The organism is Pseudomonas sp. B21-047 (assembly GCF_024748775.1).
Lineage (GTDB): Bacteria > Pseudomonadota > Gammaproteobacteria > Pseudomonadales > Pseudomonadaceae > Aquipseudomonas > Aquipseudomonas capeferrum.
The window spans coordinates 305,093-328,666 of sequence record NZ_CP087169.1 but is presented as its reverse complement, the minus strand read 5'-3'; the positions used below and the strand labels follow the sequence as shown (position 1 = coordinate 328,666).

Below are 23,574 nucleotides of genomic sequence, written 5' to 3'. Positions count from 1 at the left end.
ATGCCTGCGGCCCGAGGCGCCCCGATGCAAAAACGACAGGGGGTTTGCCGAAAGCGTCAATGCGCGACAACAGGCGCTCTGCGGCGCTGTCTGGCGATGAGAGACAGTCTCGATAACGACATGTTCGAGGCTTTCATGAACATTTCGTCAGGGAGCTACCACGTCGCCTTCGGCTGAGCGAGAATCCCTGCGATTCGTCAGCCTGTTGAGGAGAAAAGGATGAAATCAATGGCATGGCTGGTACTGCTGGCCGTCGTTTCGGGCGCCCAGGCCGGTGAGGAAGAGAGCACCCCCTGCGACAACGTCGAGACCGACCAGCAGAGCTACGCGTGTGCGGCGTTCAACAAGCAGACCGCCGAGCGTGAGCTGAAGTCGGCTTACGATGACCTGACCCAGCGCATTCGCGACCAGTATGCCGACGAAGCCGACCAGGCCACCGCCTTGGTCGGGCGCATGGAGGCGGCAGAAAAGCTGTGGGCGCAGCTGCGCGATGCTGATTGCAAGGTCGAGACCTATGCCGAAAAGCCTGGCAGCAAAGCGTTCGAGGCAGCGTGGAATACCTGCGTGGCGCAGCGCAGTGATGACCGGTCGGAGTATTTGCAGTCCGTTGGCCAGCAGTAAACCTGCCCCGCGAAAAGGCCGGTATGACAACCCTCAAACCACCCGGGCCAACCGATCCTCCCGCGGGCAGCGCTGGTACCGCGCGCGGTAACAGCGGGTAAAGTACGACGCCGACTCGAACCCGCACGCCACCCCCACCTCCAGCACGCTCATGTCGGTCTGGCGCAACAGCTGCCGCGCCTTGTCCAGCCGCAAGCGCAGGTAAAAGCCACTGGGCGTGTCATCCAGGTGCAGGCGAAACAGCCGCTCCAACTGGCGCCGCGTCACCTGCACGGCATCGGCCAGCAGTTGGGTATTGAGCGGCTGCTCAGTGTTGCGCTCCATCTCGCCGATCACCTTCACCAGCTTCTTGTTGCTGATGCCATAACGGCTGGCGATCTGCATGCGCTGGTGGTCCTGTCGCGGGCGGATACGCCCGAGCACGAACTGCTCCGACACCTGCACCGCCAACTCACTGCCGTGTGCCTGCGCAATCAGGTCGAGCATCAGGTCGATCGAGGCAGTGCCGCCGGCACAGGTGATACGCCGCCTGTCGATCTCGAACAGCTCCTGGGTCGCCTGCAGGCTCGGGTAGCGCTCCTTGAAGGCTTCCAGCGCCTCCCAGTGCACCGTGGCCCGGTGGCCGTCGAGCAGGCCGGCCTCGGCCAGCACCACCGCACCGGTATCGATACCGCCAAGGATGACCCCCTCGTGATCCAGACGGCGTAGCGCCTGCTGCAGTGGCGGGCCGAAGCAGGCCAACGGCTCGAAACCGGCGACGATCAGCACAATGGCGCCCGCCTCACCAGCGCCCAGCGCCGCATCGGCGTTCACCGACATCCCATTGCTGGCCTGCACCGCCCCGCCGTCCAAGCTGAGCACGCACCAGCGATACAACGGGCCGCGAAAGCGGTTGGCCACGCGCAGCGGCTCCAGGGCACTGATGAAGCCCATCGCCGAGAACCCCGGCAGCAGCAGGAAGTGAATGGTATCCGCCATTGAATGCTCCACAAGAGAGGTGGTCGCCAGGGTGCAAGTGTTGGTCGCCAGGGTGCGATTTTCCACCCCGCCAGCGGCGTAGTTTAAGCAAACGGTCCGCAGAGGCCGCCCACCATAACAATATGCACTGCCGATGGAGAGCCACCATGCACAGCTTGATCCGCCGCAGCCTGTTGACCCTTGCCGTGAGCAGCATCGCCTCTACCCCGCTTTTTGCCGCCGAGCCCGCCGCCTGCCAGAACGTGCGCCTGGGCGTGGTCAACTGGACCGACGTCATCGCCACCAGCGCCATGGCCCAGGTGCTGCTCGACGGCCTGGGTTACCAGACCAAGCAGACCAGCGCTTCGCAGCAGATCATCTTTGCCGGTATCCGCGACAAACGCCTGGATATGTTCCTGGGTTACTGGAACCCGATCATGACCCAGACCATCACCCCGTTCATCGACGCCAAGCAGGTGAAGGTGCTCGACAAGCCGAGCCTGGAAGATGCCCGGGCAACCCTGGCAGTGCCCAAATACCTGGCCGACAAGGGTTTGAAGAACTTCGCCGACATCCACAAGTTCGAAAAGGAGCTGGGTGGAAAAATCTACGGCATCGAGCCGGGCTCGGGCGCCAATACCCAGATCAAGGCGATGATCGCCAAGAACCAGTTCGGCCTGGGCAAGTTCCAGCTGGTCGAGTCCAGCGAAGCCGGCATGCTCGCTGCGGTCGACCGCGCCGTGCGGCGCAAGGAGGCGGTGGTGTTTTTCGGCTGGGCGCCGCACCCGATGAACGTGAATATCGACATGGCCTACCTGGGTGAGAGCCAAGGCGCACTCGGCCCTGACGAAGGCCGGGCCACGGTGTGGACGGTGACCGCGCCGGACTACGCCGAGCGCTGCCCCAACGCCCACCGCCTGCTGGCCAACCTGACGTTCAGCGCCGAGGACGAGAGCCGCATGATGCAACCGCTGCTCGACCACAAGGATGCACTGGCGTCGGCCCGCCAGTGGCTCAAGGACCACCCTGAAGACAAGGCCCGCTGGCTTGAGGGTGTGACCACCTTCGACGGCAAGCCGGCGGCGGACAACCTCAAGCTTACTGCCAACTGATGCGGCCCTTTCTCGCCGATAGCCCCCACTGACAGGTCAAACCGGTCGGTGTAGGAGCGGCCTTGTGTCGCGAAAGGGCCGCAAAGCGGCCCCAGGATTCTGCACGCCGCATAGACCCTGGGGCTGCTACGCAGTCCTTTCGCGACACAAGGCCGCTCCTACAGAGATCCTGTTACCCAGATATAACAAGGAACCGCCATGAACCACGACGTCATCATCACCTGCGCCCTCACCGGCGCCGGCGACACCGCCGCCAAAAGCCACCTGGTCCCGGTCACGCCCAAACAGATCGCCGAGTCCGCCGTAGAAGCCGCAAAAGCCGGCGCCACCGTGGTCCACTGCCACGTCCGCGACCCGCAAACCGGTCGCTTCAGCCGCGACGTGAACCTCTACCGCGAAGTCATGGAACGCATCCGCGAAGCCGACGTGGACATCATCGTCAACCTTACCGCCGGCATGGGCGGCGACCTGGAAATCGGCCCGGGCGAATCGCCCATGGAATTTGGCCCTGGCACCGACCTGATCGGCCCGCTGGAACGCCTGGCCCATGTCGAAGCCCTGCTACCGGAAATCTGCACGCTCGACTGCGGCACGCTCAACTTCGGCGATGGCAATTCCATTTATGTTTCCACCCCTGCGCAGCTGCGCGCTGGGGCCAAGCGCATTACCGAACTGGGCGTGAAGGCCGAACTGGAAATCTTCGACACCGGCCACCTGTGGTTCGCCAAGCAGATGATCAAGGAAGGCCTGCTCGAAGACCCGTTGTTCCAGCTGTGCCTGGGCATCCCGTGGGGCGCACCGGCAGACACCACGACCATGAAGGCCATGGTCGACAACCTGCCCGCCAACGTCACTTGGGCCGGCTTCGGCATCGGCCGCATGCAGATGCCGATGGCGGCCCAGGCCGTGCTGCTCGGCGGCAACGTGCGCGTTGGGCTGGAAGACAACCTGTACCTGGACCGCGGCGTACTGGCCAGCAACGGCCAACTGGTCGAACGCGCGGTGGAGATCATCTCCCGCCTCGGCGCCCGTGTCCTGACCCCGGCCGAGGGCCGGGCAAAAATGAACCTCGAACGCCGCTGATCCGCTCTGGAGACCGATATGCCATTCATCACCAAGATCAACACCTTCGCCGCCCTGGGCAGTGGCGTGATCGGCAGCGGCTGGGTTGCCCGCGCCCTCGCCCACGGGCTCGATGTGGTCGCCTGGGACCCGGCACCGGGCGCCGAACAGGCCCTGCGCCAGCGCATCGCCAACGCCTGGCCGGCGCTGGAAAAACAAGGCCTGGCACCGGGTGCATCGCAAGATCGATTGAAGTTCGTCAGCACCATCGAGGCGTGCGTGCGCGATGCCGATTTCATCCAGGAAAGCGCCCCAGAACGCCTGGACCTCAAGCTCGACCTGCACGCCAAGATCAGCGCGGCGGCCAAGCCGAACGCGATCATCGGCTCCAGTACTTCGGGGCTGCTACCCAGCGAATTCTATGAGTCCTCGACCCACCCCGAACGTTGCGTGGTCGGCCACCCGTTCAACCCGGTGTACCTGCTGCCATTGGTAGAAATCGTCGGTGGCAGCGACACCGCGCCAGAGGCGATCGAGGCGGCGAAAACCATCTACACCGCCCTGGGCATGCGCCCGCTGCATGTGCGCAAGGAAGTGCCCGGTTTTATCGCCGACCGCCTGCTCGAAGCGCTGTGGCGCGAGGCGCTGCACCTGGTCAACGACGGCGTGGCGACCACCGGCGAGATCGACGATGCCATCCGCTTTGGCGCCGGCCTGCGCTGGTCGTTCATGGGCACCTTCCTGACCTACACCCTGGCCGGTGGCGACGCCGGCATGCGTCACTTCATGGCCCAGTTCGGCCCCGCCCTGCAACTGCCGTGGACCTACCTGCCGGCACCGGAGCTGACCGACAAACTGATCGACGATGTAGTGGACGGTACCTCGGAGCAGTTAGGCGAGCGCAGCATCGCCGCGCTGGAGCGCTATCGTGATGACACCCTGCTGGCAGTGCTGGAGGCAGTGAAGACCAGCAAGGCCGCACATGGCATGGCCTTTGGCGATTGAGGAGCAAGCAATGCCCGCACTGATCACCTACCTCACCCCAGTCCAGGAGGACTGGGTCGATTACAACGGGCACCTGCGCGATGCCTATTACCTGTTGATCTTCAGCTATGCCACCGATGCGCTGATGGAGCACATCGGCCTGGACGCCGATGCGCGAGGCCAAAGTGGGCATTCATTGTTCACCCTCGAAGCGCACATCAATTACCTGCATGAGGTAAAGCTCGGTACCGACGTATGGGTGCAGACGCAGATCATCGGCTTCGATAAAAAGCGCCTGCACCTGTACCACAGCTTGCACAGGGCGGGGTTTGACGAGGCGTTGGCGGCCAGCGAGCAGATGCTGTTGCATGTGGACCTGGCGGGGCCGAAAGCGGCCCCTTTTGGCGATAACAGCATTGCTTCACTACATACCCTGGTAGGGCAACAACACGATGCCCCCCCTGCTGATTTTGTCGGTAGAGCCATACACTTGTAAGGGCGTTGTTACCGCGAAGGTCGCGGCGTGATTGAAGTGTGGCCTGCCGGACACGGCGCGTGTGGACTCACTTGGAAGCCCTGCCTTCCAGGAGTTCAATCCGCGTCACTTTGCGCTGCAGGTCATTAGGGTAGGGCACTATGTCCATCCCCTCCGGGACCTCCTGGCCATCCCTGGAGAGTGAACGAATATCGAAGTCACCTATATAATAGTGACTCACATAGGTATGCCAGGCGAACGCGTTACCGACCCGCAGGGTCTTTCCCGGCGTGAAGTTGCGCACGCTGAGCGAACGAACCTTGTAATTCCAAGCCAAGCCACAGGCGTTCGCAATTAACGTGGTACGGACCCCTGCAGGTAACGCGAACGCGCAACGGTCACCTTGCATATTAAAGTTATCAAATACGGTTACCTGAACGTCAACGACCGGCATCGGCGGATAGGTATTCTCGACCGCTTCTCTGCGCTCGTTGAAAACCCGTGCGACATCATGATGTTCGAACGTCCCCATCCTCACGCCGTCGTAATAAAGCCTGGGGTTGGAAAAATAGGGAATTGCGCCCCAGGTCGTCACCATGATCGTATGAAATTTCGGATTGTCATGAGCATAACCATGATTGTAGCCAGCGCCTGGGTTGCCCCCCCAGCCATGCCCAGCGCCCAAATGGTGACCGAATTCATGAGCCAGTACCTGCGGGTGGCCTACGATAGAGTAACCGCCGCCGGCGACTTCGCCACCTGTCCCGGCGTAAGACGTATATAAACTTACCAAATCGGCACGGAGGCGTTCGCGTGCGGTCACAACCTGTCGGTTCAATTCACGACCGGCGGTCCTGAAGTCTGCAAACTGCTCTATCCCCGTTTTATTGCCTTCGGCGTAATCGGGGTCAATAAAGCCTGCAATTTCAAAGGTAATCGGAACCCGAGAATTGATCATCGCCTGATTTGCGTTCTGCATGCCCTGCGCCAATTGCGCTCTGTAGGTGGGCGTTACCCTGCGGCGCTCATTGGTGGTGAAAAAAAGCACACGAATTACGCTGTGCGCTGATTGCGCCGGCTTGCCCACGGACTCACCCAGAACCCGATTATCCAAGTTTGCAGTAGCATCGGTTTCAGGCGGCAATTTGGCCTCATCTACCTTGACCAAAACATGATGCCCAGCCCCCACAGACTCCAAACGATACAGCTGCCCGTCCACATGCAAGGTGCCTACCAGTTGATCACCCTGACGGACCAGAGATATCCAGGTGAAAGGGTCAAAATCAACACCCGAGCTGGAAGTGGCAGCCTGACTGCGTTGCGTTGACACATCACCTACCCAACCCGACATACCTGGGGCTGGCGGATCAGCACGCCTCAAGGTGAACTCTATCGTCTTGTCGTTGCCCACCGGAACGCGCAACGTCCTGGTGTGGGCGGATATCAAGGAAGCATTGACCTTGATGGCCTGGACTTGCTGAGTAGACGGGTCGTTCAGCAACATGGCCAGAGAGGGATAGATGCCAGGTGCCTTCTGGAGCGTTTGCAGATCGTCTGAGGCCACTTCGAACAACAGAGGGGATTGGGTTTCGGGCGTCGTGATCGGAGCGGAAGAAGAAACGCAGCCTGCCAATAACGAAGTACTCAGCACCATTAACAACGCTGCACAAAACCCTGTGTTCATGACGCCACCTCGATGCGTGAGAGTTGGCAACATTTAGGGGGTATTTGGCGGGCCCGACAACTAGCAAATTTGTCAGCTCGCTGGAAAAAAATAACCCCGGAAAGCCGTGAGCATCCGGGGCCAAGAGCGAGCAACATCCACTGTGAACGAGCGAGGGTGACCAAACCCTCCGTTGCGGTAGATGGCTTGAGTGTGCGCACTTCATGGCGGGGAGATTTAGCCGTAAACGACCTGTTCTTAGCCAAAGCAGTCATGCCGACATTCTGTGGTTGCGGCCCTGTCGCAGGGGACACAGAATCGGTCGTAAATCACAGCAGCACTCTCTTAGCGATAAAAGGGACAACAGCCATGATGCATGCGGATTTGATTGATCAGGACGACCTCGCCGGCCACTTGCGCGCGCGCGGTTTCGAGATTCCCGCCGGGGCCAGTGCCGAGCAGGCTTGCGAGGCGGTGGTGCGCGGTTTGACCGAGCCTAATGCACGGGCGCTGAAGGGCATGGTCGAGCAGATGTATACCGGGAGCGCAACGATCCTGCCGGCGGTGCGCCAGGCGATCGATAAACAGCTATTGCCAGCATTGGCGAGCTTCAACAACCGGGGCTGAAACATCACTTTGCAGGGTCTCTACCGGCCCCTTCGCGGCGATTCGACGCGAAGGGGCCGGTGCCGTATCAGAGCCTTACACTGGCAAACGTCGACTCGTTGCGCGCCTGGCTCAAAGCCGCCAACGGGCCGCTATGCGGTGCCAAGGTCAAGGCCTGCGGGATCGGCATCATCGCTACCTGCTGGGCCGTGTTGGAGCCCACGCGCTCATCACGCGGCGGGATGCCAAAGTACTCGCGGTAGCACTTGGAGAAGTGCGGCGTGGAGACAAAGCCGCACACCGAAGCCACTTCGATGATCGACATCGGCGTCTGCTTGAGCAACTGCCGTGCGCGGATCAGGCGCAGCTTCAGGTAGTAGCGCGACGGCGAGCAGTGCAGGTACTTCTGGAACAACCGCTCGAGCTGGCGCCGCGACACCGCCACATACACCGCCAATTCGTCGAGGTCGATCGGCTCTTCGAGGTTGGCCTCCATCAGCGCGACGATTTCCTGCAGCTTCGGCTGGTTGGTGCCGAGCATGTGCTTGAGCGGCACACGCTGGTGATCCTGCTCGTTGCGAATGCGCTCGTAGACGAACATCTCGGAAATCGCCGCCGACAGCTCACGGCCGTGATCGCGGCTGATCAGGTGCAGCATCATGTCCAGCGGCGCGGTGCCGCCAGAGCTGGTGAAGCGGTTACGGTCGAGGGTGAACAAACGGGTGCTCATGTTCACCCGCGGGTAGGCCTCCTGCATGGCCGCCAGGCATTCCCAGTGCACGCTGCAATCGAAACCGTCGAGCAGCCCGGCGCAGGCCAGTGCCCAACTGCCGGTGCACACGGCGCCCAGGCGACGCGACTGACGGGCCTGCGCCTGTAGCCAGGTGACGTGTTCACGGGTGACGGTGCGCTGAATGCCGACGCCACCGCAGACGATCACCGTGTCGATTGGCGGTGCGCTGTGCATGGCCGCATCGGGGGTGATCTGCAGGCCATCGCTGGCCCAGACCTGGCCGCCATCGACGGTCAGGGTGTGCCAGCGGTAAAGCTCGCGGCCAGAAAGCTGGTTGGCCATGCGCAGCGGCTCGACGGCCGATGCCAGGGAAATGAGGGTGAAGTTGTCCAGTAGAAGAAACCCGATGGACTGGGGGGCTGTGCGGTTCTGGGTTGGGGTCCCGGAGGTGTACGACGTCATCGCGATTTCTCCTCACACAAATGCAGGGTGTGCCTCAGGCGGGCACTGATTTCTTGTTATGGCCCCTGTTTCGTGTTGCAGGGGCTTGTAACCAAACACAACGCAAACGCCGTGCCGGAACTTGAACGGCTATCCGAAAAAACCTGAAAACGACGCCTTCATCAGGCAAATCAGGCCCTTCGATCACGCCGGTCAAACTTCCAGAACCGGCGTACTAGGCGTGCTACGTGTAACTGCTGAGCACTTTGGTGACAGATGCCCCGGGGGTTACCCAGAAACGACACTCTTAAGTGTCACCGACAATGCCCACACTCATCGCGACATCTGACGGCCGGTCATACACAAACGCCCCATAACGGGGCGTCGTGCTGCCATCAGAGCGAGATTAGCGCATCAGCATTCGATCGCGCTGACGGCCAGGCCGCCACGCGAAGTCTCTTTGTACTTGTCGTGCATGTCGGCACCCGTATCGCGCATGGTGCGGATTACCTGGTCGAGCGAAATGAAGTGTTCGCCGTCGCCGCGCAGAGCCATCTGCACCGCGTTGATTGCCTTCACCGCAGCAATCGCGTTGCGCTCGATGCACGGCACCTGCACCAGGCCACCGACCGGGTCGCAGGTCAGCCCAAGGTTGTGTTCCAGGGCGATTTCGGCGGCGTTTTCCAGTTGTGCCGGCGTGGCCCCCAACACTTGGGCAAGGCCTGCAGCAGCCATGGCGCACGCCGAACCGACCTCGCCCTGGCAGCCGACTTCGGCACCGGAAATCGAAGCGTTCTTCTTGCACAGGATGCCCACCGCTGCGGCCCCGAGGAAGAAGTCGGTCACACTCGACTCATCCACCGCATCACTGAAGCGCATGTAGTAGTGCAACACTGCCGGGATGATGCCGGCCGCCCCGTTGGTAGGCGCGGTGACCATGCGCCCGCCGGCGGCGTTCTCTTCGTTGACCGCCAGGGCGAACAGGTTGACCCACTCCATGGCGCTCAGCGTCGAGCCGATTACATTAGGTTTGCCGACCTCCTGCAAACTGCGGTGCAGCTTGGCGGCGCGGCGGCGTACGTTGAGGCCACCGGGCAGCGTGCCTTCGTACTTCAAGCCGTTGCTGACGCAGTCCTGCATGGCTTGCCAGAGCGTGCGCAGGCCGGCGTGGATCTCTGCCTCGGTGCGCCAGACCTTCTCGTTGGCCATCATCAATTGCGACACGCTGAGGTCGTTTTGCTTGCACAGCCGCAGCAGCTCGTCGGCGCTGTTGAAATCGTAAGGCAACACCGTCTGGTCGGCATCCAGCACGCCACTGGCGGCCTGGGCGGCATCCACCACGAAACCGCCACCTACCGAGTAGTAGGTGTCACGGTGCAGCTCGCCCTGCGCGCCCTCGGCGACCAGGGTCATGGCATTGGGGTGGTACGGCAGGTTCTCGTCCAGCAGCAGCATGTCGCGGGCCCAGACGAACTCGATGGGCAGGCGGCCGTCCAGCAGCAGGGTGTTGGTTTCGCGCAGGTCGGCAATGCGTGGGACGATCTGGGTCGGGTCGATGGCGTCAGGCCAGTCGCCCATCAGGCCCATGATGGTGGCGTTGTCGGTGCCGTGGCCGATGCCGGTGGCCGAGAGTGAACCGTAGAGCCGCACCTCGATGCGCTTGACCTGTTCCAGTTCGCCGCGCTCACGCAGCCCCTGGACAAACAGAGCGCCAGCACGCATGGGGCCGACGGTGTGGGAGCTGGAAGGCCCGACACCGATCTTGAACAGGTCGAACACGCTGATGGCCATTGTCGAATCACCTCTTGCTGGGCTTGTCTCTGCGCGCCATGCGCAGGGCGGGGCAACTGCTAGGCTGAAGCTGCGAGCCGCCATGTATGCACGCATCATCGGGCTTTTGCCTACCCCCTCGCCGTCTGCAACCGACGTACTTTTGTCCAGCTGCGCCGCGCTGTTTTTACCTGAGGTGCTGCCACCATTACGCCGCTTTCCAGTGGCCGGGTGACGCAAAAACGCGGCCGAGGGGGTGGAAAAATCCATATGCGACATCGCCCGTACTGGATACGACCCGTTGCGTACTGGATACGACCCCACCAGTAGGCGATTGCCCGGCGCTGGAGGATTATCGAAAGCGACTCGTAAAGCACGGCCACGCAACCTGCCCTCTGCAGGCCTGGTCGACCGGACCTTCAGAAAGCCCGGCGACCCATGCGAACCCGAAGACAAAATCTCAGGAGTCCATCCATGAAAGGTTCACCCTCGCTGTTGCTGGTTGCGTTGTTGTCCGCACCGATACTGGCCCAGGCCGCCGAGCCTGAGCAGTGCCAGACGGTACGTTTTTCCGATGTCGGCTGGACCGACATCACCGTGACGACAGCCACCACAAGCGTTGTGCTCGAAGCCCTGGGTTACAAGACCCACACCACCATGATCTCGGTACCGGTGACCTACAAGTCGCTGGCCACCGGCAAGGACCTGGACGTGTTTCTCGGCAACTGGATGCCGACCATGGAGAACGACATCAAGCAGTACCGCGACGCCGGCACCGTCGAGACCGTGCGCGCCAACCTGGAAAACGCCAAGTACACCCTGGCCGTACCCCAGGCGCTGTACGACAAGGGCCTGAAGGATTTTGCCGACATCCCCAAGTTCAAGCAGGAACTGGACGGCAAGATCTACGGCATCGAACCAGGCAACGACGGCAACCGCACCATCCAGAGCATGATCGACAAGAACGCCTTCGGCCTGAAGGACGCCGGTTTCAAGATCGTGCAATCCAGCGAAGCAGGCATGCTGTCGCAGGTTGACCGGGCGCAGAAACGTGGCGAGTCGTTGGTGTTCCTGGGCTGGGAACCGCACCCGATGAACACCCGCTTCAAGATGCAGTACCTGACCGGCGGGGACGACTACTTTGGCCCCGATTTCGGCAAGGCAACCGTATTGACCAACACCCGCAAGGGCTACGTGCAGGAATGCAGCAACGTTGGCCAACTGCTCAAGAACCTGTCGTTCGAGCTCAAGGATGAAAGCACCATGATGGGCTATGTCCTGGACGACAAGATGAAACCCGAAGCAGCCGCCAAGAAGTGGCTCAAAGACAACCCCGGCAAGCTGGATACCTGGCTGGCCGGCGTGACCACCGTTGATGGCAAACCCGGCCTTGAGGCGGCCAAGGCCAAGCTCGCGCAATAACGAACCACGCAATAGCGCTACCTCGGGGCGGGACCGTGCCCGCCCCGGACTGATTTCAATCTTTGCAGGTGGAAGCTCGCTATCATGCTTATCGATCAGAAAATACCCCTGGGCCAGTACATCGCGTCGTTCGTCGAATGGCTGACCCAGAATGGCGCCGATTACTTCGATGCCATCGCGCAAGGCCTGGAGTTCATGATTCATGGCGTCACCAGCGCCCTGACCTGGTTCAACCCATTCGTCCTCATCGCCCTGTTCGCCGCCCTGGCGCACCTCATCCAGCGCAAGTGGGCGCTGACCGCATTCGTCGCCCTGTCGTTCCTGCTGATCCTCAACCTGGGCTACTGGCAGGAGACCATGGAAACCCTGGCGCAGGTGACATTCGCCACGGTGGTCTGCGTGGCCTTCGGTGTGCCGCTGGGCATCCTCGCCGCGCATAAACCGATGTTCTATACCGCCATGCGCCCGGTGCTCGACCTGATGCAGACGGTGCCAACCTTCGTTTACCTGATCCCGACCCTGACCCTGTTCGGCCTGGGCGTGGTCCCGGGGCTGATCTCGACGGTGGTGTTCGCCATTGCCGCGCCGATTCGCCTCACCTACCTGGGCATCTGCGATGTGCCACAAGAGCTGCTCGACGCCGGCAAGGCCTTTGGCTGCTCGCGCCGCCAGCTGCTGACCCGCATCGAACTGCCGCACGCGATGCCGAGCATCGCCGCCGGTGTGACCCAGTGCATCATGCTGTCGCTGTCGATGGTGGTGATCGCGGCCCTGGTGGGCGCCGATGGCCTGGGCAAACCTGTGGTCAACGCACTGAACACCGCCGATATCTCCCTGGGCTTCGAAGCGGGCCTGGCGATCGTGCTGCTGGCGATCATGCTCGACCGTATCTGCAAGCAACCGGAAGTCACGGTAAGGGGTGAAGCATGAGCATCATTCGTTTCGAAGACGTCGACGTCATCTTCTCCAATAAACCGCGCGAGGCACTTTCGCTGCTCGACCAGGGCAAGACCCGTGAGCAGATCCTCAAGCAGACCGGCCTGGTGGTGGGTGTCGAAAAAGCCAACCTGGACATCGAGAAAGGCGAGATCTGCGTGCTCATGGGCTTGTCCGGTTCGGGCAAGTCGAGCCTGCTGCGCTGCATCAACGGCCTGAACACCGTCAGCCGCGGCAAGCTGTTCGTCGAGCATGAAGGCAAGCACATCGACATTGCCCACTGCACCCCGGCAGAGCTGAAGATGATGCGCACCAAGCGCATCGCCATGGTGTTCCAGAAGTTCGCCCTGATGCCCTGGCTGACCGTGCGCGAGAACATCAGCTTTGGCCTGGAGATGCAGGGCCGCCCAGAGAAGGAGCGGCGCAAGCTGGTTGACGAGAAGCTCGAACTGGTGGGCCTGACCCAATGGCGCAACAAGAAGCCCGATGAGCTGTCGGGTGGCATGCAGCAGCGTGTGGGCCTGGCCCGGGCGCTGGCGATGGATGCCGACATCCTGCTGATGGACGAACCGTTCTCGGCGCTCGACCCGCTGATCCGCCAGGGCCTGCAGGACGAACTGCTGGAGCTGCAACGCAAGCTGAACAAGACCATCGTGTTCGTCAGCCACGACCTGGACGAAGCGCTGAAACTGGGCAGCCGTATCGCGATCATGAAGGACGGCCGGATCATCCAGTACAGCAAGCCCGAGGAGATCGTGCTCAACCCCGCGGACGACTATGTGCGCACCTTCGTTGCCCACACCAACCCGCTCAACGTGCTGTGCGGGCGCAGCCTGATGCGCAGCCTGGACAACTGCAAACGGGTCAATGGGTCGGTGTGCCTGGACCCGGGTATCGACTCATGGCTGGACATTGGCGAAGGCGGCTTGCTCAAACGTGCACGCCAAGGCCAGAACGGCCTGGATATGCAGAATTGGGCGCCAGGGCAGAATGTAGAACTGCTGGAGCGCAGGCCTACGGTGGTGCACGCCGATATCGGCATGCGTGAGGCGCTGCAGATTCGTTATCAGACGGGCAACAAGCTGGTGCTGCAGGATAACGACAAGGTGGTGGGGATTCTTGGGGATACCGAGCTTTATCACGCGTTGTTGGGCAAGAACCACGGGTGATGCTGTTGGGGCCGCTGTGCGGCCCTTTCGCGACGCAAGGCCGCGCCTACAGGGACTGCGCTGCTCATGAACCTGTGGGAGCGGGCTTGCCCCGCGAATGGGCTGCAAAGCAGCCCCAATCAATGGATCAGCGAACGACGATCCCGCGCGAAGCCATGTAGGCCTTGGCCTCCGGCACCGTGTACTCGCCAAAGTGGAAGATACTGGCCGCCAGCACCGCACTGGCATGCCCTTCCACAATCCCGTCAGCCAGGTGCTGCAGGTTACCCACCCCACCCGAAGCAATCACCGGAATCCCCAGCGCATCGCTGATGGCCCGGGTAACCCCCAGGTCAAAGCCGTTCTTCATGCCGTCCTGGTCCATGCTGGTCAGCAGGATCTCGCCGGCACCCAGGCCTTCCATCTTCTTCGCCCACTCCACGGCATCCAACCCGGTCGGCTTGCGCCCGCCGTGGGTGAAGATTTCCCAGCGCGGTGCTTCACCGGGTGCGGACACCTTCTTGGCATCGATGGCGACCACGATGCACTGCGAACCGAAACGGTCTGCCGCCTCGCCCACGAACTCCGGGTTGAACACTGCGGCGGTGTTGATCGAGACCTTGTCGGCACCGGCGTTGAGCAGGTTACGGATGTCCTGCACAGTGCGCACGCCACCGCCCACGGTCAGCGGGATGAACACCTGGCTGGCCATGCGCTCGACGGTATGCAGCGTGGTATCGCGGCCATCGACGCTGGCGGTGATGTCGAGGAAGGTGATTTCGTCGGCACCCTGCTCGTTGTAGCGACGGGCGATTTCCACCGGGTCGCCGGCATCACGGATGTTCTCGAACTTGACGCCCTTGACCACACGGCCGTTGTCCACGTCCAGGCAAGGGATGATGCGTTTAGCTAAAGCCATGACTTCTCCTGGAAAGGCAGCTTCAAGCTTCGAGCTTCAAGCTGCAAGAGAACAGCCTATCGCGGTCTGGCCTTTCTCTTGCGGCTTACAGCTTACAGCTTGCCGCTGCTCTTAATAGTTGTCGCAGAAGGCCTGGGCCTCGGCGACATCGAGGGTGCCTTCGTAGATGGCACGGCCGGTGATGGCGCCGATGATGCCTGGGGCCTTGGCGTCCAGCAGGGCCTTGATATCGCCCAGGTTGTGGATGCCGCCGGACGCGATCACCGGAATGCGCGTGGCTTCGGCCAGGGCTTTGGTGAAGGGCACGTTGCAGCCCTGCATCATGCCGTCCTTGGCGATGTCGGTATAGACGATCGCCGACACACCATCGGCCTCGAAGCGCTTGGCCAGGTCGATGACCTGAACAGTGCTGACTTCAGCCCAGCCGTCGGTGGCAACGAAGCCGTCCTTGGCGTCCAGGCCAACGATGACCTTGCCCGGGAACGCCTTGCAGGCCTCGGCAACGAACGCTGGCTGCTTGACCGCCTTGGTGCCGATGATGACGTAGCTGACACCCGCCTTGACGTAGTGCTCGATGGTTTCCAGCGAGCGGATGCCGCCGCCGATCTGGATCGGCAGGGTCGGGTAACGCTTGGCGATGGCGGTCACCACTTCGCCGTTGACCGGCTGGCCTTCGAAGGCGCCGTTGAGGTCGACCAGGTGCAGGCGGCGGCAGCCACCCTCGACCCACTTGGCGGCCATGCTCACCGGGTCGTCGGAAAATACCGTGGAGTCTTCCATGCGGCCCTGGCGCAGGCGCACGCAAGCACCGTCCTTCAGATCGATAGCGGGGATAATCAGCATCTTGGGAACCTGTCTATTTGTTGGGTTTCAGGGCTTCTCGAGTGCCCACAGGTCGCTCTCGATGCTCTCGAACCGCTCCTTGAGGTGCAGCTGAACATCGGCAATCGCCCTGTTGTAGTAATGGGGTGCAATCTCTTTGCTGAACAGGTCGAGGACCTCGGCCACTTCGAACGAGCCCAGCTGCAACTCGAAACGGTCTTCGAGAAAGCGCTTGAGGGTGTCGAGCGCCTCGCGCTCCTGCTCGGCGGCCAGTGTGATGACCGGGGCCTTGGTCTTCGCTCTGCTCATTTACCAGCGCCCGTCCCAGGCGACGAAGTTCTGCAGCAACTGCAGGCCATGGGTATGGCTCTTCTCCGGGTGGAACTGCACGGCAAAGCGCGAACCGTCGGCCAGCGCGGCGGCGAAGTCGACGCCATAGTGGCCGCGACCGACCACCTGGGCCGGCTTGCCAGCATCGATGTAGTAGCTGTGCACGAAGTAGAAGCGCGCGCGGTCAGGGATGTCGTGCCACAACGGGTGATGGATGGTCTGGCTGACTTCGTTCCAGCCCATGTGCGGCACCTTCAGGTGCTCGCCATCTTCTTGCAGGCCCTTGCCGAAGAAACGCACCTGGCCGGGGAACAGGCCGATGCAGTCGACGCCGTTGTTTTCTTCGCTGTGTTCGAGCAGCGCTTGCATGCCGACACAGATGCCCAGGAACGGGCGGTCCTGGCTGACCTCGCGCACCAGGCGGTCAAAGCCCAGGCGGCGGATTTCGGCCATGCAGTCGCGTATCGCACCCACGCCAGGGAACACCACACGGTCGGCCTCGCGGATCACCGCAGCGTCGCTGGTAACCAGGACTTTGCCAGCACCGACGTGCTCGAGTGCCTTGGCCACCGAGTGCAGGTTGCCCATGCCATAGTCGATTACGGCTACCGTTTGCATTTACAGGCATCCCTTGGTGGAAGGCATCTGCCCGGCCATGCGCTCGTCCAGCTCCACGGCCATGCGCAGGGCACGACCGAAGGCCTTGAACACGGTCTCGATCTGGTGGTGGGTGTTGTGGCCACGCAGGTTGTCGATGTGCAGGCTCACCAAGGCGTGGTTGACGAAGCCCTGGAAGAACTCCTGGAACAGGTCGACATCGAAGCCGCCGACGCTGGCGCGGGTGTACGGCACATGCATCTGCAGGCCTGGGCGGCCGGAAAAATCGATGACCACGCGCGACAGCGCTTCATCCAGCGGGACATAGGCGTGGCCGTAGCGGCGGATGCCTTTCTTGTCACCGATGGCCTGGGCGAATGCCTGGCCCAGGGTGATACCGACGTCTTCGACGGTATGGTGATCGTCGATGTGCAGGTCACCCTTGCACTCGATGTCCAGATCGATCAGCCCATGCCGGGCGATCTGGTCGAGCATGTGTTCAAGGAAAGGCACACCGATATCAAATCGGGCCTTGCCGCTGCCATCTAGGTTGATCGAGGCCTTTACCTGGGTTTCCAGGGTATTGCGCTCGACGGAAGCCTTACGTTCGACCATCACCAGCTCCGCAAAATCATTGGGCGAAAAGGGTTCCATTATAGGCCCAGAACGCGCCAGCTTGAAACGCGGATGACATATGGCAGGGCAAGCAATTGCGGGGGCTGGATGCTGTTACAGGTCTATACAAGCAGGGATCCTGGGGCTGCTTTGCAGCCCCAGGCCCACCCTCAATGGAACAGCACAGCCGTCTTCTGCAGGGTAATCCACACGCCCCACGCCAACGGCACTACCACCGCCGCCCAAGCCAGCAGTACCCACGGCAAGCTCCCGGGCGCCGCATGCCACTCCAGCGACCGCGCACCATCAGCGCCCTTGTCATGGCTCAACGCACGTTCGGCAGCCAGTTGCGCGTCGCTCATGAAGTACTTGTCTGCCACCGGCCTAATCAGCATGTTGCAGATGAACCCCAGCACCAGCAGCCCAGAGAGGATGTAAAGGGTCATGTCGTAAGCCGCCGCCCGTTCCACGCCCGCCGCCAGCTGAGACTCACGCAGGTAGGTGATCAGCACCGGCCCAAGCACACCCGCCGCCGCCCAGGCGGTCAGCAGGCGCCCATGAATCGCACCGACCATCTGTGTGCCGAACAGGTCGGCCAGGTACGCCGGCACCGTGGCAAAGCCACCGCCGTACATCGACAGGATGATGCAGAACGCCGCCACGAACAGCGCCACGTTGCCCAGGTGGCCCATGTTCGGCACCAGGCTGTAGAGGCCAACGCCCAGGGCGAAGAAGGCGAAGTAGGTGTTTTTGCGCCCGATGTAGTCAGAGAACGATGCCCAGAAGAAGCGCCCGCCGATGTTGAACAGGCTCAGCAAGCCGGTGAAACCTGCGGCGATCGCTGCAATCTGCGCCAGCTGCGCGGCATTCAACTCGCTGAAACGCAGCTCGTTGCCCAGCAACTTGCCGGCGAACACTTCCTGCAACAGCGGCGACGCCATGCCGAGAATACCGATGCCCGCCGAGACGTTCAGGCACAGCACCAACCACACCAGTGCGAACTGCGGGGTTTTCCAGGCAACGCTGACGTGCACATGGCGGTCGGTGACCATGCCATTGCCGGCCTTTTTCGCCGGCGCCGTCCAGCCCTCGGGCTTCCAGCCGGTCGGTGGCACGCGGTAACCCAGCGCGCCCGCCGACATGAACACGAAGTAGATCGCCGCCATGACCACGAAGCTCTGCCATACGCCAACATCCTGCGCGCTGCCGAAGTGGCCCATCAGCGCGGTCGCCAGCGGTGCACCTACCATCGCGCCGCCGCCGAAGCCCATGATCGCCATACCGGTGGCCATGCCGCGTTTGTCCGGGAACCACTTGATCAGGGTCGAGACCGGCGAGATGTAACCCAGGCCCAGGCCGACACCGCCAATCACGCCTGAGCCCAGCCACATCAGCCACAGCTGATGGGTCTTCACGCCAATCGCCGAAATCAGCATACCGCCGCACCAGCACACAGCCGATACCAGCCCGGCCTTGCGCGGCCCGGCGTGTTCCAGCCAGCCACCCAGCACCGCCGCCGAGCAACCGAGGAACACGAAGAACAGCGTGTAGATCCAGCTCAGCATCGAAATCGGCCAGTCACACTCGGCACTGAACAGGCGGGCGATGAAGCCCATGTCGGCCGAGCAGGCGAGCGGGGCGGTGATGCCGATGGCTTGCGACAGCGGCAACCAGAACACCGAAAAGCCGTAGGCCATGCCGATACACAAGTGGATAGCCAGGGCCGCCGGTGGTACCAGCCAGCGGTTGAAGCCCGGGCGGGCGATGATGCGCTCCTTAGACAGGAAGCTCGGCGCGCCGGCCAAGGTGCCCGCCGTGACGGTACTGCTCATGGGTTTGATCCTTTGTTATTGGGCCTGGACTGGGCAAGCGAACCGCGACAATGGGTCGCGGGCACACAAAAAACGGCGCAAGGTTACCAGCATCAGGTGGCATGAAAGCAATCTGATATCGTGGATTTTTCAGTCGCTGAAACGGTACGAGCGGGCTCGCCCAATCCTGTGGGAGCGGGCTGCTTCCGCGAAGAGGCCGGCCGACGAAAACCGCACAATCTGAGCCATTCGTAGGTAAATGCCCTGTATCTCTTGTCGGATACGCAGATATAAGCACTGCGGCGCTATACTCTGCCGCTGAATTTCAAACTGGACTACAAGGACTCGCCCATGAAAGCGTTCGGCAAAATCCTGGGACTGGGGCTTCTCGGGTTGCTGCTGATCATCGTGGCGCTGGGCTTCGCCCTGACCCACCTCTTCGATCCCAACGACTATAAAGACGAGATTCGCCAGCTGGCGCGCGACAAGGCTCATGTCGAGCTGACCCTCAACGGTGATATCGGCTGGAGCCTGTTCCCGTGGCTGGGCCTGGAGCTGCACGAAGCAAGCATCGCTACCTTGAACAAGCCCAAGGAGCCGTTTGCCGACCTGCAGATGCTCGGTTTGTCGGTGCGTGTGCTGCCGCTGCTGCGCCGCGAGGTGCAGATGAGCGATGTGCGCGTCGAAGGCCTGAACCTGACCCTGGCCCGTGACGAACACGGCCACGGCAACTGGGAAGACATCGGCAAGCCATTGCCGGCTCAGAACGACGCGCCGGCCACCACACCGGCCCAGCCGTCGACCGAGCAGGCACCGGCACAAGCCGAAAGCGGCAGCGAGCGTGCGGTCAAACTCGACATCGACAGCCTGACCGTGAACAACGCCCGCGTGCAGTACACCGATGCCAAGAGTGGGCAAAGCTACAGCGCCGAAAGCATCCAGCTGAGCACCGGCCCGGTCCACGAAGGGGCGAACATTGCGCTCAAGGCCAGTGCATTCCTGAGTGCCAGCCAGCCGAACATCAAGGCACGCACCGAGCTTGCCGGCGAGCTGCGTTTCGATCGCAAGCTCAAGCGCTACAACTTCGAAGACATGCGCTTGTCGGGCGAAACCTCGGGCGAACCGCTGGCCGGCAAGACCGTGACCTTCGCCGCCCAGGGCCAGCTGCTGGTCGACCTGGCGGCCAATGTGGCCTCGTGGAACGGCCTGAAAATCTCGGCCAACCAGCTGCGTGCGCTGGGCGAGCTGAACCTGCGCGAGCTGGACAAGGCACCGCAACTGAGCGGCGGCCTGTCCATCGCCCAGTTCGACCTGCGCAGCTTCCTCGACGGCGTCGGCCACCCGCTGCCCGCCACCAACGACCCGGCTGCCTTCACCAAGCTGGAACTGGTCACCCGCCTGCAGGGCACACCAAACAGCCTGGCCCTGGCCGACCTGGCGGTGAAGCTGGACGACAGCACCTTCACCGGCCGCGTAGCCGTCGAAGACTTCGCCAAGCAAGCCCTGCGCCTGCAACTCAAGGCCGATACCTTCGACGCCGACCGCTACCTGCCGGCCAAGAGCGAAGAAGCCAAGGGCGCTACCGCCGCCCGCCAGGCCGAGGTCAAGCAACAGGAAGCCAGCGCCGTGGCCGGTGCCGGCAGCTCACCGCTGCCCAACGCCCCGACCCAGGTCGCCTGGAGTGACGACAAGCTGCTGCCGGTGGACCGCCTGCGCGCCCTCGACCTGCAGGCCGACCTGGCATTCGGCGCGCTGACCCTGGACAAACTGCCCATTCAGGACGCCCAGCTCAAGGCCACCGGCCAAGGCGGCCTGGTGACCCTGCAGACCCTGCGCGGCGAGCTGTACAACGGCACCTTCGAGGCCAAGGGCACTGTCGATGTACGCCCCGCCGTGCCGCAGCTTGGCGTCAGTACCAAGATCGACCGGGTACCGGTGGAGCACTTCATCAAGACCGAGGGCAAGGAGCAGACGCCACCGGTCAAGGGCCTGCTGACCCTGACCAGCGACCTGACCGCCACCGGCAACAGCCAGAAGGCACTGGTCGATACCCTCAATGGCAACGCCAACTTCACCATCAACGACGGCGTGCTGGTCAATGCCAACCTGGAACAGCAACTGTGCCAGGCCATCGCCACGCTCAACCGCAAAGCGCTCAGCGGCGAGCCGCGCGGCAAGGACACGCCCTTCCAGGAACTGCGCGGCAGCCTGGTGGTGCGCAATGGCGTAGCCAGCAACCCAGACCTCAAGGCACGCATCCCGGGCCTGACCGTCAACGGCCACGGCGACGTCGACCTGCGCGTACTGGGCATGGACTACAACGTTGGCGTGATCGTCGAGGGCGACCAGCGTGCCATGCCGGACCCGGCCTGCCAGGTCAACCAGCGCTATGTCGGTGTTGAAGTGCCGCTGCGCTGCCGCGGCCCACTGGAGCTTGGTGCCAAGGCCTGCCGCCTGGACCAGGACGGCCTGGGCAAGGTCGCCGCGAAACTGGCCGGCAACCGCCTGAAAGACAAGATCGATGAAAAACTCGAAGAGAAACTCGGAGACAAAGTGAGCCCGGAAGTAAAAGACGCGCTCAAGGGGCTGTTCAAGCGATGAGCCCCGAGCAGTTCTCCAGCGCCGTGCTGGACTGGTATGACGAGCACGGCCGACACGACCTGCCCTGGCAACAGGGCATCACCCCATACCGGGTGTGGGTGTCGGAAATCATGCTGCAGCAGACCCAGGTCAGTACCGTGCTCAACTACTTCGACCGCTTCATGCAGGCCCTGCCCACCGTGCAGGCGCTGGCCGAGGCGCCGGAGGACGAGGTGCTGCACCTGTGGACGGGCCTGGGCTATTACACCCGCGCCCGCAACCTGCAAAAGGCCGCGAAGATCGTCGTCGAGCAGCATGGCGGCGAGTTTCCGCGCAGCGTCGAGCAACTGACCGAACTGCCGGGCATCGGCCGCTCCACCGCCGGTGCCATCGCCAGCATCAGCATGGGCATCCGCGCGCCGATCCTGGACGGCAACGTCAAGCGCGTGTTGGCCCGCTACACCGCCCAGGCCGGCTACCCTGGCGAGCCCAAGGTGGCCAACCAGCTGTGGGCCAGCGCCGAACGCTTCACCCCGCTGACACGCGCCAACCACTACACCCAGGCGATGATGGACATGGGCGCCACGCTGTGTACCCGCAGCAAGCCCAGTTGCCTGATCTGCCCGCTGCAGCGTGGCTGCGAAGCGCACCTGCACGGCGAAGAAACCCGCTACCCAGAGCCCAAGCCACGCAAGGCGCTGCCGCAACGCCGGACGCTGATGCCACTGCTGGCCAACCACGAAGGCGCGATCCTGCTTTACCGTCGCCCTTCCAGCGGCCTGTGGGGCGGTTTGTGGAGCCTGCCGGAGCTTGAGAACATCGAGCAGCTCGACGACCTCGCCTACCAGCACGGCCTGCGCCTGGCTGGCAGCCAAGCCCTGGATGGCCTGACCCACACCTTCAGCCATTTCCAGCTGGCGATCGAACCTTGGCTGGTACGGGTCGACCCGGTCGGCCAGCACGTGGCCGAGCCCGACTGGCTCTGGTATAACCTCGCCACCCCGCCGCGCCTGGGCCTCGCCGCCCCGGTCAAGAAATTGCTCAAACGCGCGGCCGACGAACTGATTGCAGGAGACGCCCGATGACCCGCACCGTGATGTGCCGCAAGTACAAAGAAGAACTCCCAGGCCTGGAGCGCCCGCCCTACCCCGGCGCCAAGGGCCAGGACATCTTCGATCACATCTCGCAGAAGGCCTGGGCCGACTGGCAGAAGCACCAGACCATGCTGATCAACGAAAAGCGCCTGAACATGATGAATGGCGAGGACCGCAAGTTCCTCCAGGCCGAAATGGACAAGTTTTTCGCCGGCGAAGATTATGCCCAGGCGGAAGGCTACGTTCCGCCGGCCGAATGACCCCAGAAAACGTAAGCGACGGAATTAATTTAAAATTTTTTCAAAAAGTCGTTGACGGACGGTCTGGAAATCTATTTAATTCACCTCGTCGCCCAGATAGCTCAGTCGGTAGAGCAGAGGATTGAAAATCCTCGTGTCGGCGGTTCGACTCCGTCTCTGGGCACCACCTTCAGCTTCTGGTGGTTGCAAAGTTACCCGAAGCGACAACAAGAAACCCGCCAAGTGCGGGTTTTTTGTTGTCTGCGATTTTTGTGTCTATCAGGATCGGGGGCTGGTGCAGCGCCCTGTATTACCGATCCTCTGGTGCCTACCCTGAGACCTGGGCAGGCACAACCTCAGCATGTAACCGCACCCCAAGAGCCGCCATGACTTTCATGATAGTGGCCAAGCTGGGGTTACCCTCTGCAGACAGTGCTTTGTACAACCCTTCACGGGTCAGGCCAGTGTCGCGCGCTAGCTGAGCCATGCCTCGCGCTCGCGCTATGTCACCCAGCGCTGCGGCCAGCAACGCAGGGTCATTTTCCTCAAGACATGCCTCGAGGTACAAGACCATGTCCTTCTCGGATTTCAAGTGGTCTACGACGTCCCACTTGCTTAGTTTGATGTCTGTCATGGC

Annotated in this window: 23 protein-coding genes and 1 tRNA gene; 13 read left to right on the top strand and 11 right to left on the bottom strand. The window is 62.3% G+C overall.

All coding sequences use genetic code 11. The annotated features are described in order from the left end of the window. Positions 1–219 precede the first annotated feature (219 nt). Positions 220–621, top strand: coding sequence for a lysozyme inhibitor LprI family protein (locus LOY26_RS01450; protein ID WP_186661426.1), 402 nt, complete (start codon positions 220–222; stop codon positions 619–621). A 33-nt stretch (positions 622–654) separates the two neighbouring features. Here LOY26_RS01450 and LOY26_RS01445 read toward each other — a convergent pair whose 3' ends face one another. Continuing rightward, positions 655–1,599, bottom strand: coding sequence for a GlxA family transcriptional regulator (locus LOY26_RS01445; protein ID WP_186666162.1), 945 nt, complete (start codon positions 1,597–1,599; stop codon positions 655–657). A 146-nt stretch (positions 1,600–1,745) separates the two neighbouring features. On the opposite strand from LOY26_RS01445, the gene choX reads away from it, so the two are divergent. The 4 genes from choX to LOY26_RS01425 all read left to right on the top strand — a co-directional run bounded on the left by choX (position 1,746) and on the right by LOY26_RS01425 (position 5,232). After that, entirely contained in the window at positions 1,746–2,690 is a 945-nt protein-coding gene (choX, locus tag LOY26_RS01440; RefSeq protein ID WP_186661422.1) for a choline ABC transporter substrate-binding protein, read from the top strand. Between the two features lie 198 nt (positions 2,691–2,888). Beyond that, the gene (locus LOY26_RS01435; RefSeq protein WP_047582960.1) at positions 2,889–3,773 is read left to right on the top strand and encodes a 3-keto-5-aminohexanoate cleavage protein; all 885 of its coding nucleotides are present in this window, start codon (positions 2,889–2,891) and stop codon (positions 3,771–3,773) included. 18 nt (positions 3,774–3,791) lie between these two features. Beyond that, complete coding sequence (locus LOY26_RS01430) at positions 3,792–4,757, top strand: L-carnitine dehydrogenase (RefSeq protein ID WP_258714319.1); 966 nt, start codon at positions 3,792–3,794, stop codon at positions 4,755–4,757. A 10-nt stretch (positions 4,758–4,767) separates the two neighbouring features. Next, a complete protein-coding gene (locus LOY26_RS01425; protein WP_258714318.1) occupies positions 4,768–5,232 on the top strand; it encodes a thioesterase family protein in 465 nt (154 codons plus the stop codon). Positions 5,233–5,299: 67 nt separating this feature from the next. Here the strand turns inward: LOY26_RS01425 and LOY26_RS01420 are convergent, their stop codons facing one another. Further along, complete coding sequence (locus LOY26_RS01420) at positions 5,300–6,895, bottom strand: reprolysin-like metallopeptidase (RefSeq protein ID WP_258714317.1); 1,596 nt, start codon at positions 6,893–6,895, stop codon at positions 5,300–5,302. 348 nt (positions 6,896–7,243) lie between these two features. Here LOY26_RS01420 and LOY26_RS01415 point away from each other — a divergent pair, with 348 nt between their 5' ends. Then, positions 7,244–7,501, top strand: coding sequence for a hypothetical protein (locus tag LOY26_RS01415; protein ID WP_033703173.1), 258 nt, complete (start codon positions 7,244–7,246; stop codon positions 7,499–7,501). A gap of 67 nt (positions 7,502–7,568) precedes the next feature. Here the strand turns inward: LOY26_RS01415 and LOY26_RS01410 are convergent, their stop codons facing one another. Together LOY26_RS01410 and LOY26_RS01405 are read right to left on the bottom strand one after the other, a co-directional pair. Beyond that, positions 7,569–8,675, bottom strand: coding sequence for a GlxA family transcriptional regulator (locus LOY26_RS01410; protein ID WP_033703174.1), 1,107 nt, complete (start codon positions 8,673–8,675; stop codon positions 7,569–7,571). Between the two features lie 393 nt (positions 8,676–9,068). After that, positions 9,069–10,445 carry an L-serine ammonia-lyase gene (locus LOY26_RS01405; protein WP_047582955.1) on the bottom strand — a complete coding sequence of 459 codons (1,377 nt, stop codon included), beginning with the start codon at positions 10,443–10,445 and terminating at the stop codon, positions 9,069–9,071. A gap of 453 nt (positions 10,446–10,898) precedes the next feature. Between LOY26_RS01405 and LOY26_RS01400 the strand changes: the two genes are divergently transcribed. The 3 genes from LOY26_RS01400 (at position 10,899) to choV (ending at position 13,951) form a co-directional block, all read left to right on the top strand. Next, complete coding sequence (locus LOY26_RS01400; protein WP_033703176.1) at positions 10,899–11,846, top strand: choline ABC transporter substrate-binding protein; 948 nt, start codon at positions 10,899–10,901, stop codon at positions 11,844–11,846. An 81-nt stretch (positions 11,847–11,927) separates the two neighbouring features. Beyond that, the gene (gene choW, locus LOY26_RS01395; protein ID WP_177326490.1) at positions 11,928–12,776 is read left to right on the top strand and encodes a choline ABC transporter permease subunit; all 849 of its coding nucleotides are present in this window, start codon (positions 11,928–11,930) and stop codon (positions 12,774–12,776) included. Next, the gene (gene choV, locus LOY26_RS01390) at positions 12,773–13,951 is read left to right on the top strand and encodes a choline ABC transporter ATP-binding protein (protein WP_033703178.1); all 1,179 of its coding nucleotides are present in this window, start codon (positions 12,773–12,775) and stop codon (positions 13,949–13,951) included. Before choW ends, choV begins: the two co-directional genes overlap by 4 nt. Positions 13,952–14,078: 127 nt before the next feature. Here choV and hisF read toward each other — a convergent pair whose 3' ends face one another. The 6 genes from hisF to LOY26_RS01360 all read right to left on the bottom strand — a co-directional run bounded on the left by hisF (position 14,079) and on the right by LOY26_RS01360 (position 19,045). Next, entirely contained in the window at positions 14,079–14,849 is a 771-nt protein-coding gene (gene hisF, locus LOY26_RS01385) for an imidazole glycerol phosphate synthase subunit HisF (protein ID WP_033703179.1), read from the bottom strand. A 111-nt stretch (positions 14,850–14,960) separates the two neighbouring features. Continuing rightward, positions 14,961–15,692 (bottom strand): 1-(5-phosphoribosyl)-5-[(5-phosphoribosylamino)methylideneamino]imidazole-4-carboxamide isomerase, encoded by a 732-nt coding sequence (gene hisA / locus LOY26_RS01380; RefSeq protein ID WP_033703180.1) that lies wholly within the window; start codon positions 15,690–15,692, stop codon positions 14,961–14,963. 27 nt (positions 15,693–15,719) lie between these two features. Then, positions 15,720–15,980: a DUF2164 domain-containing protein gene (locus LOY26_RS01375; RefSeq protein ID WP_033703181.1), complete on the bottom strand. Its 261-nt coding sequence runs from the start codon at positions 15,978–15,980 to the stop codon at positions 15,720–15,722. Continuing rightward, positions 15,981–16,619: an imidazole glycerol phosphate synthase subunit HisH gene (gene hisH / locus LOY26_RS01370; RefSeq protein ID WP_156311257.1), complete on the bottom strand. Its 639-nt coding sequence runs from the start codon at positions 16,617–16,619 to the stop codon at positions 15,981–15,983. Then, the gene (gene hisB / locus LOY26_RS01365) at positions 16,620–17,213 is read right to left on the bottom strand and encodes an imidazoleglycerol-phosphate dehydratase HisB (RefSeq protein ID WP_033703340.1); all 594 of its coding nucleotides are present in this window, start codon (positions 17,211–17,213) and stop codon (positions 16,620–16,622) included. A gap of 170 nt (positions 17,214–17,383) precedes the next feature. Further along, positions 17,384–19,045 carry an OFA family MFS transporter gene (locus LOY26_RS01360; protein WP_156311258.1) on the bottom strand — a complete coding sequence of 554 codons (1,662 nt, stop codon included), beginning with the start codon at positions 19,043–19,045 and terminating at the stop codon, positions 17,384–17,386. A gap of 330 nt (positions 19,046–19,375) precedes the next feature. Between LOY26_RS01360 and LOY26_RS01355 the strand changes: the two genes are divergently transcribed. The 4 genes from LOY26_RS01355 to LOY26_RS01340 all read left to right on the top strand — a co-directional run bounded on the left by LOY26_RS01355 (position 19,376) and on the right by LOY26_RS01340 (position 23,124). Further along, entirely contained in the window at positions 19,376–21,625 is a 2,250-nt protein-coding gene (locus LOY26_RS01355; RefSeq protein ID WP_033703184.1) for an AsmA family protein, read from the top strand. Next, positions 21,622–22,689 (top strand): A/G-specific adenine glycosylase, encoded by a 1,068-nt coding sequence (gene mutY, locus LOY26_RS01350; RefSeq protein ID WP_033703185.1) that lies wholly within the window; start codon positions 21,622–21,624, stop codon positions 22,687–22,689. The genes LOY26_RS01355 and mutY overlap by 4 nt, the downstream gene beginning before the upstream one ends. Beyond that, positions 22,686–22,958, top strand: coding sequence for an oxidative damage protection protein (locus tag LOY26_RS01345; protein ID WP_033703186.1), 273 nt, complete (start codon positions 22,686–22,688; stop codon positions 22,956–22,958). The genes mutY and LOY26_RS01345 overlap by 4 nt, the downstream gene beginning before the upstream one ends. Positions 22,959–23,048: 90 nt before the next feature. Further along, positions 23,049–23,124: transfer RNA gene (locus LOY26_RS01340), tRNA-Phe, on the top strand. A gap of 141 nt (positions 23,125–23,265) precedes the next feature. Here the strand turns inward: LOY26_RS01340 and LOY26_RS01335 are convergent. After that, positions 23,266–23,571, bottom strand: coding sequence for an addiction module antidote protein (locus tag LOY26_RS01335; protein WP_186661410.1), 306 nt, complete (start codon positions 23,569–23,571; stop codon positions 23,266–23,268). Between the last annotated feature and the right edge of the window lie 3 nt (positions 23,572–23,574).

Coding starts and splice junctions, on each gene's coding strand:
- choV (WP_033703178.1), top strand. CDS start 12,773: ATGAGCATCATTCGTTTCGAAGACGTCGACGTCATCTTCTCCAATAAA.
- mutY (WP_033703185.1), top strand. CDS start 21,622: ATGAGCCCCGAGCAGTTCTCCAGCGCCGTGCTGGACTGGTATGACGAG.
- LOY26_RS01360 (WP_156311258.1), bottom strand. CDS start 19,045: ATGAGCAGTACCGTCACGGCGGGCACCTTGGCCGGCGCGCCGAGCTTC.
- choX (WP_186661422.1), top strand. CDS start 1,746: ATGCACAGCTTGATCCGCCGCAGCCTGTTGACCCTTGCCGTGAGCAGC.
- LOY26_RS01450 (WP_186661426.1), top strand. CDS start 220: ATGAAATCAATGGCATGGCTGGTACTGCTGGCCGTCGTTTCGGGCGCC.
- hisF (WP_033703179.1), bottom strand. CDS start 14,849: ATGGCTTTAGCTAAACGCATCATCCCTTGCCTGGACGTGGACAACGGC.
- LOY26_RS01405 (WP_047582955.1), bottom strand. CDS start 10,445: ATGGCCATCAGCGTGTTCGACCTGTTCAAGATCGGTGTCGGGCCTTCC.
- hisH (WP_156311257.1), bottom strand. CDS start 16,619: ATGCAAACGGTAGCCGTAATCGACTATGGCATGGGCAACCTGCACTCG.
- LOY26_RS01425 (WP_258714318.1), top strand. CDS start 4,768: ATGCCCGCACTGATCACCTACCTCACCCCAGTCCAGGAGGACTGGGTC.
- LOY26_RS01335 (WP_186661410.1), bottom strand. CDS start 23,571: ATGACAGACATCAAACTAAGCAAGTGGGACGTCGTAGACCACTTGAAA.
- LOY26_RS01410 (WP_033703174.1), bottom strand. CDS start 8,675: ATGACGTCGTACACCTCCGGGACCCCAACCCAGAACCGCACAGCCCCC.
- hisA (WP_033703180.1), bottom strand. CDS start 15,692: ATGCTGATTATCCCCGCTATCGATCTGAAGGACGGTGCTTGCGTGCGC.
- LOY26_RS01430 (WP_258714319.1), top strand. CDS start 3,792: ATGCCATTCATCACCAAGATCAACACCTTCGCCGCCCTGGGCAGTGGC.
- LOY26_RS01345 (WP_033703186.1), top strand. CDS start 22,686: ATGACCCGCACCGTGATGTGCCGCAAGTACAAAGAAGAACTCCCAGGC.
- LOY26_RS01435 (WP_047582960.1), top strand. CDS start 2,889: ATGAACCACGACGTCATCATCACCTGCGCCCTCACCGGCGCCGGCGAC.
- LOY26_RS01355 (WP_033703184.1), top strand. CDS start 19,376: ATGAAAGCGTTCGGCAAAATCCTGGGACTGGGGCTTCTCGGGTTGCTG.
- LOY26_RS01415 (WP_033703173.1), top strand. CDS start 7,244: ATGATGCATGCGGATTTGATTGATCAGGACGACCTCGCCGGCCACTTG.
- LOY26_RS01400 (WP_033703176.1), top strand. CDS start 10,899: ATGAAAGGTTCACCCTCGCTGTTGCTGGTTGCGTTGTTGTCCGCACCG.
- hisB (WP_033703340.1), bottom strand. CDS start 17,213: ATGGTCGAACGTAAGGCTTCCGTCGAGCGCAATACCCTGGAAACCCAG.
- LOY26_RS01375 (WP_033703181.1), bottom strand. CDS start 15,980: ATGAGCAGAGCGAAGACCAAGGCCCCGGTCATCACACTGGCCGCCGAG.
- LOY26_RS01445 (WP_186666162.1), bottom strand. CDS start 1,599: ATGGCGGATACCATTCACTTCCTGCTGCTGCCGGGGTTCTCGGCGATG.
- LOY26_RS01420 (WP_258714317.1), bottom strand. CDS start 6,895: ATGAACACAGGGTTTTGTGCAGCGTTGTTAATGGTGCTGAGTACTTCG.